Raw genomic sequence first — 6,502 nt, 5'->3', positions numbered from 1 at the left:
GTGCCGGGGCGGGCGCGGACCAGATCGAGGGGGTTCATGCGGCGGCGCCTCCTTGGGGGAGCGGGGGCAGGGCGAGGGGGTTTGCGCGGTGGCCTTCCCGGCGAACCAGGGGCAGTTCGAGGCGGATCATGTGGTCGCCTCCTCGGTGAAGCGGTCCGGGCGGAACGGGGTCAGGTCGAGCTCGGGGCTTTTGCCGCCCAGGAGTTGGGCGAGGAGGTGGCCGGTGCCGGTCGCGAGGCCGATGCCCGCGCCCTCGTGGCCGCAGGCGTGGTAGAGGCCGGGGGCTCTCGGGTCGGCGCCGATGGCCGGGAGGTGGTCGGGCAGGTAGGGGCGGAAGCCCAAGTAGGTGCGCATCGCCCGGACTTGGGCGAGGAACGGGAACAGCCGGGTGGCGCCCGCCGCGAGGGACCGTACGACGGGCAGGGCGAACGAGCGGTCGAAGCCCACGCGTTCACGGCTCGCGCCGATCAGTACGGGCCCGGCCGCCGTGCCCTCGACGACCGGCGAGGTCTGGAGCGCCGCCGAGTCGCTGGCGACGTCCGCGACGTAGTCGGCCGCGTACACCTTGTGCCGGATACGGCGCGGCAACGCCTCGGTGACCAGCACGAATCCGCGCCGGGGGAGGACCGGGAGGTGGACTCCGGCGAGCGCGGCGACCTCGCCGCCCCAGGTGCCGGCGGCGTTCACGACGGCCGGTGCGTGGAGGTCGCCCCGGTCGGTGCGTACGCCGCGTACGGCGCCGTCGGGCGTGCGCAGGATCGCGGTGACGGTCCGCCCGGTCTCGATGCGGGCCCCCGATGCCCGCAGCAGGTGGGCGGCGGCGAGGGTCGGCATCACCTGGGCGTCCTGAGGGTAGAGCACCCCGCCCGCCAGCCCCGGCGCCAAGTAGGGCTCCAGAGAAGGGAGTTCGTCCGAGGAGACGTGGACTGTCGTCACCCCGGCCGCGCGCTGTGCCTCGGCCAGTTCCGTGAGGGCCGTGAGGCTCTCGGGCGTGGACGCGACGACCAGGCCGCCCTTCGGCTCGTACTCGTAGGCGGGGCCGTGCTCCTGTGCCAGGTCGGTCCACAACCGGGCGGAGAGCAGGGCGAGTTCGAGTTCCGGGCCGGGCTCCTTGTCGGAGACGAGGAGGTTTCCCTCGCCCGCGCCGGTCGTACCGCCGGCCACCGGGCCCCGGTCCACCACGACGACGTCGAGTCCGGCACGGGCGGCGTACAGCGCACAGGCGGCGCCGACCATGCCGGCACCCACGACCACGACATCACAGCTGGACTGCTTGGTCACGGCAGTAATATGTCACACACCACTCAGGGGCGAAATACCCCGAACGTCAGGGTCGTGGAAAACCTGGAGGTGGGCGGGGTGGCCGGGACGGCATCATGTCCTGCCAAAGGGATCACCACGGGGGGTGGGACATGACCGTCCAGAACATTCTGCTGTCCGGCGTCGTCGGCTCGACCGCGTACGGGCTCGCCCGCGAGGGCTCCGACATCGACCGCCTCGGCATGTTCGCGGTGCCCACCGAGGAGCTGCACGGACTGCACCGGCCGAAGGAGTCCCACGTCACGACCGCGCCCGACCGCACCCTGCACGAGGCGGGGAAGTGGTGCCGCCTCGCCCTCTCCGGCAACCCGACGGCGATGGAACTCGTCTGGCTGCCCGACGAGTTGTACGAGACGCGGACCGGCCTCGGGGACGAACTGATCGGCATCCGGCAGTCGTTGCTCAGTGCCGGCCGGGTCCGGGACGCCTATCTCGGGTACGCCACCGAGCAGTTCAAGCGGCTTCAGAGGCGCGGGGACGGGTCGTTCTCGGCGGACACGCGGAAGCGGACCGCCAAGCACGCGCGGCATCTCAAGAGGCTCTGCCGGCAGGGGTTCGAGCTGTACAGCACCGGGCGGCTGACGGTTCGCGTCGAGGACCCGGAGAGCTATCACCGGTTCGGGGAGGAGGTCGCCGCCGACGCCGACGCCGCCCTGCCGGTGCTGGAACACTTCGAGGAGGCGTTCGCCGCGACGCGTACGGTGCTGCCGGCGGAGCCGGACGAGCGGGCTGTCGAGGCGTGGTTGCGGAAGGTGCGGCGGGAGTTCTACGCCCGGTAGTCGGCGGCGGAAAACCGTGTGACCCGGTTGGTCCTTCCTCCCTACACTCACGTCTGTCGTTGCGCCGCCCACGACAAGGGGCGCGCGTTCACCGAGTCGCAGAAGGGGAGTTGGCCATGTGTGAGCACACCGCTGTCGCCACTCCCCGTGCCCGGTACGAGGTGATCCTCGTGTCCTGGGGTGCCCGGTGCTCGCTGCGCGCCCGGCACCGGTCCCTGTGACGAAGCCCTACGTCAACTTGCTTGGATTGTCCGCAAATTGATGATGTGTCATGCCTGCCTCCGTAGGCGGAACTTCGTCCTTCCATCGCGCTGCCCCTCACTCGGACGCACCTCGAAAGGCCACAGGGCCATGCGCGACAACCTCGACCGCCAGCTCTCCGCCGTACGCAATCTCGGCATCCTCGCCCACGTCGACGCGGGCAAGACCACCGTCACGGAGCGGATTCTCTATGCCACCGGAACCACCCATAAACGAGGGGAAGTTCATGACGGGACGACCGTCACCGACTTCGACCCTCAGGAACGCGACCGGGGTATCACCATCTTCGCGGCGGCCGTCAGCTGCGACTGGGACGGGCATCGGCTCAACCTGATGGACACCCCCGGGCACGTCGACTTCGCCGACGAGGTCGAACGTGCTCTGCGGGTGCTGGACGGGGCGGTCGCCGTGTTCGACGCGGTGGCCGGTGTCGAGCCGCAGAGCGAGTCCGTGTGGCGTCAGGCGGATCGGCACGGGGTGCCGCGTATCGCCTTCGTCAACAAGCTCGATCGCGCGGGCGCCGACCTCGACAGGGCCGTCGCCTCGATCCGTGAACGCCTGCACCCGACGCCGCTGGTGGTCCAACTGCCCATCGGCTCGGAGGAGTTGTTCACCGGGGTCGTCGACCTCGTCCAACTGCGGGCGCTGACCTGGGCCGACGGTGACGACGGTGTCGTATCCGCCGAGATCCCCGAGGAGTTGCGGGACGAGGCGCTGCGCCGGCGCCGACTGCTGGAGGAGGCCGTGGCCGAGCGGCATCCGGTGGCGCTGGAGGAGTTCTGCGAGCGGGGCACGGTGTCGGCGGCGACGCTGGTCGCCGCGCTGCGGGACCTGTCGTGCAGCGGGGACGGCGTGGTCGTGCTGTGCGGCTCCGCCTACCGCAACCGGGGCATCGAGCCGTTGCTCGACGCGGTGGTCTCGTACCTGCCGTCGCCTGCGGACGTACCGGCGGTGCGAGGGCTCCCGGTGGAGGGCGGGCGGCAGATGACGCGCGACGCGTCGTCCGCCGGGTCCGGCACAGGCGAAGTGCCGGTGCCCGAGCCCGTCTTGGCCCTCTCCGAGTCCCGCCCCGCCGACCCCTCCGCTCCGTTCGCCGCGCTCGTGTTCAAGGTCGCCGTCACGCCCACCGGGCGGCTGACCTACCTGCGGATCTACTCCGGGACCATCGAGAAGGGGGACGTCGTGCGGGACGCAACCGCCGGGCGCGGCGAGCGAGTTGGACGGATTCTGCGGGTGCAGGCCGATCGGCACGCGCAGCTGGAGCGGGCCGTGGCCGGGGACATCGTGGCCGTCGTCGGCGTCAAGTCCGCGCGGGCCGGGGCGACTTTGTGCGCGCCGGACGCTCCGCTGGTGCTGGAGCCGCCCGGTGTGGCGGAGCCGGTCGTGTCCGTCGCGGTCGAGGCGTGCCGGGGCGCGCAGACCGAGAAGCTGGCGTCCGCGCTGGCCCGACTCGCCGAGGAGGACCCGTCGTTGGCGGTGCGGACCGATCCGGAGACGGGTCAGACCGTGCTGTCCGGCATGGGGGAACTGCACCTGGAGGTCGCCGTGGAGAAGATCCGCGGGACCCTCGGGGTGGACGTCACCATCGGCCGCCCCCGGGTGACGTACCGCGAGACCGTCGGGCGAGGCGTGTCCGGAGTCGTGTACCGGCATGTCAAACAGGACGGCGGCGCGGGGCAGTTCGCCCAGGTCGTGCTCGAAGTCGAGTCGTATGACGGGGAGTTCGCCTTCCGGTCGGCGGTCGGCGGCGGGCGGGTGCCGCAGGAGTACGTCCGCGCCGTCGAGGCCGGCTGCCGCGACGCCCTCGCCGAAGGGCCGCTCGGCGGGCACCGGGTGACCGGGCTGCGCGTCACGCTCACCGACGGGGCGACGCATGTGAAGGACTCGTCCGAGCAGGCGTTCCGTACGGCGGGCAGGTTCGGGCTGCGGGAGGCGCTGCGGGGCTGCGCGATGGTCCTGCTCGAACCGGTCGCCGAGGTCACGGTCACCGTGCCCGAAGCTGTCGTCGGCGCGGTCCTCGGGGACCTCGCCGCGCGGCGCGGGCGGGTCGGCGGGTCCTCGGTGCGGTCCGGTTCGGCGGTCGTCACGGCTACCGTTCCGCTCGCCGAACTCTTCGGCTACGCGGGGCGGTTGCGGGGGCGGACGCAGGGGCGGGGCACGTTCACGGCCCGGCCCACCGGGTACGCGCCGGCACCGGCCGCTGTCGTGGAGGCCGGTAAGTAGAGGGGAGCGCCCCTCGCACGGTCAACGGAAAATCTGATGTCACCCCATAGAGTGACATTTCGATTTCTGGGCACGTGTTCGAGGGGCGGTCCGTTGGCCGGGTGTCGGGAGATTTTCCCGGCACCCGGACCAGACGGAGGTAATGAGATGGGCCTTCTCCAGTGCAACCCGCAGAGCCCGCCGCCGGCCCCAGGGCCGCACCGTTTCGTGCTGGTGCACGAGGAGTTCGAGGGCCGTTCCTTCGACGACGAGCGGTACGAGGGGCTGCGGGCGAACCCGCCCGACGGGTGCAGGCCGATCGACGGGGTGTGCTTCGCCCTCGGCTGCGAGCGGCCCGGCCCGACGATGCTCGACGCGATCGCCGAGACCCTCGCCGAGATCCGCCGTGAGCACGGACTCGTGATGAACAGTCTCGGGATCGAGCCGAAGGAGTGGATGGACGACGGGAAGGACGGGTTCGGGGCGCAGATCGTGGCCCACCTGCTGCTGATGGCCCGCTACCGCGCCGCGTCCCTCGGGTACGGACGCGCGGAGCTGGTGCGGTTGCTCGACGCGACGGGGGTGTGAGGCGCCGGTTCTGACGGGGGTGTGAGGTGCCGGTTCAGCAGTCGCGGAACTCCGGGGACTGGTTGAGCAACTGGGAGCGGACGGAGGTGAAGCGAGCGTAGGTCTCCCCGGTGCGGGCGTCGGGGCGGAAGGCCGCGACGCGGTGGCAGTTCTGGAAGGCGAGGGCCACACCGAAGTGGCGCTCCAGGCTGGTGCGGATGGCGTCGCTGGCGAGGGCGCGCAGGAGCTGGCCGCGCTCGTGTTCGGAGGGAGGCGGGGTCTGGTTGTCGGTGAACTCGGCGGTGCCGCTGCCGAGGTCGGCGGCGAGGGAGGCGATCAGGTCGTAGGCGTAGGGGAGGGAGGTGCGGACGGTGTCCACGAAGTCCTCCTCGCGGACGTCACCGGCTTCGGCCTGGGCGAGGAGGGTGGGGGAGACGTCGAGAGACATGGGGGGGTCCTGTTCGAGAGAAGAGGTGAGAAAGAGGAGGTGAGAGAACGAGGGTGTGAAAGAGGGAGGGCGTGAAAGGGCGAGGGTGCGAAGAAAGAACGGGTGAAGAACGAGGGGGTGAAGAGAGAGGCCGCTCTACGGTGAGGGCGTGAGGGCGTGACGGCGTTCCCGGTCAGGCGCTCGGGAGGCTGCCCGGTACGTACTCCGGGTCCACCTGGGCCGCCAGGTCCCGTCCGGTCGCGGCGTTCGCCCAGGCGCGGGCGTTGCGGAGGTGGAAGTCGACGGCGTGGCGGTGCAGCGCCGGCCAGTCCTTGGGGCGGGCGTCGACCTCGGCACGCAGGACGTCCAGCGCGTGGCGGTTGGTGTCCTCCAGCTCGCCCTGGGGGGTGCCGCGCTCCGCGGAGCGTACCCAGGAGGAGTGGGTGAGGTAGGTGAGCAGGTGGTCGCCGGTCTGCTCCTTGAGGAAGAGAAGGTCGTCCTCGCCGGTCACCTTGTTGCCCACGACGGCCAGCGGGATGCCGAANNGGTACACGGAGACACCCCGCCGGGTCGGTTCGGCCACCAGGAACGTCATGTCGAACCGGGTGAACAGGCCCGAGGCGAAGGCGTCGGCGCCGGCGGTCATGTCGACGACGACGTACTCGCCGGGGCCGTCCACGAGGTGCCCGAGGTACAGCTCCACCGCGCCCAGCTTGGAGTGGTAGCAGGCCACGCCGAGGTCGCTCTCGTCGAACTCGCCGGTCACCATCAGGGGGACGCCGCCGACCCGCTGGACATGGCGGGCGTGGAGTTCGTCGTCGCCGAGGAGGCTCAGCAGCCGGGAGCCGCGTCCGGGCGGGGTCGTCTTGACCATCGCCTCGCGGGACGGGATCAGGGGGTTGGTCCCGCGCAGGAGGTCCTTGATCTCGCCGGTGTGCCCGGCGAG

The 6,502-nt window shown here is 71.4% G+C and carries 6 protein-coding genes and 1 pseudogene; 3 read left to right on the top strand and 4 right to left on the bottom strand.

Going from position 1 to position 6,502, the window contains the following annotated elements; translation table 11 throughout:
* Positions 1-126: 126 nt before the first annotated feature.
* Entirely contained in the window at positions 127-1,281 is a 1,155-nt protein-coding gene (locus tag AOK24_RS07345; protein WP_055719233.1) for an NAD(P)/FAD-dependent oxidoreductase, read from the bottom strand.
* 131 nt (positions 1,282-1,412) lie between these two features.
* On the opposite strand from AOK24_RS07345, the gene AOK24_RS07340 reads away from it, so the two are divergent.
* The 3 genes from AOK24_RS07340 to AOK24_RS07330 all read left to right on the top strand — a co-directional run bounded on the left by AOK24_RS07340 (position 1,413) and on the right by AOK24_RS07330 (position 5,150).
* Positions 1,413-2,099: a nucleotidyltransferase domain-containing protein gene (locus tag AOK24_RS07340; protein WP_055719232.1), complete on the top strand. Its 687-nt coding sequence runs from the start codon at positions 1,413-1,415 to the stop codon at positions 2,097-2,099.
* A gap of 351 nt (positions 2,100-2,450) precedes the next feature.
* On the top strand, positions 2,451-4,583 hold the full coding sequence (locus AOK24_RS07335) for an elongation factor G (protein ID WP_055719231.1): 2,133 nt from the start codon (positions 2,451-2,453) through the stop codon (positions 4,581-4,583).
* Between the two features lie 147 nt (positions 4,584-4,730).
* Positions 4,731-5,150 carry a hypothetical protein gene (locus AOK24_RS07330; protein WP_055719230.1) on the top strand — a complete coding sequence of 140 codons (420 nt, stop codon included), beginning with the start codon at positions 4,731-4,733 and terminating at the stop codon, positions 5,148-5,150.
* Between the two features lie 34 nt (positions 5,151-5,184).
* Here AOK24_RS07330 and AOK24_RS07325 read toward each other — a convergent pair whose 3' ends face one another.
* The 3 genes and pseudogenes from AOK24_RS07325 to AOK24_RS50330 all read right to left on the bottom strand — a co-directional run.
* Positions 5,185-5,577: an SCO5389 family protein gene (locus AOK24_RS07325; RefSeq protein WP_055719229.1), complete on the bottom strand. Its 393-nt coding sequence runs from the start codon at positions 5,575-5,577 to the stop codon at positions 5,185-5,187.
* Positions 5,578-5,749: 172 nt separating this feature from the next.
* A pseudogene (locus tag AOK24_RS50335) lies at positions 5,750-6,100 on the bottom strand (ATP-binding protein); the annotation flags it as partial.
* Between the two features lie 2 nt (positions 6,101-6,102).
* A partial coding sequence (locus AOK24_RS50330) for an ATP-binding protein (RefSeq protein WP_478078758.1) occupies positions 6,103-6,502 on the bottom strand: 400 nt, incomplete at both ends.

Origin of the sequence: Streptomyces niveiscabiei, assembly GCF_001419795.1 — a bacterium.
GTDB classification, from domain to species: domain Bacteria; phylum Actinomycetota; class Actinomycetes; order Streptomycetales; family Streptomycetaceae; genus Streptomyces; species Streptomyces niveiscabiei.
This window is presented reverse-complemented; position numbering and strand designations above follow the sequence as displayed.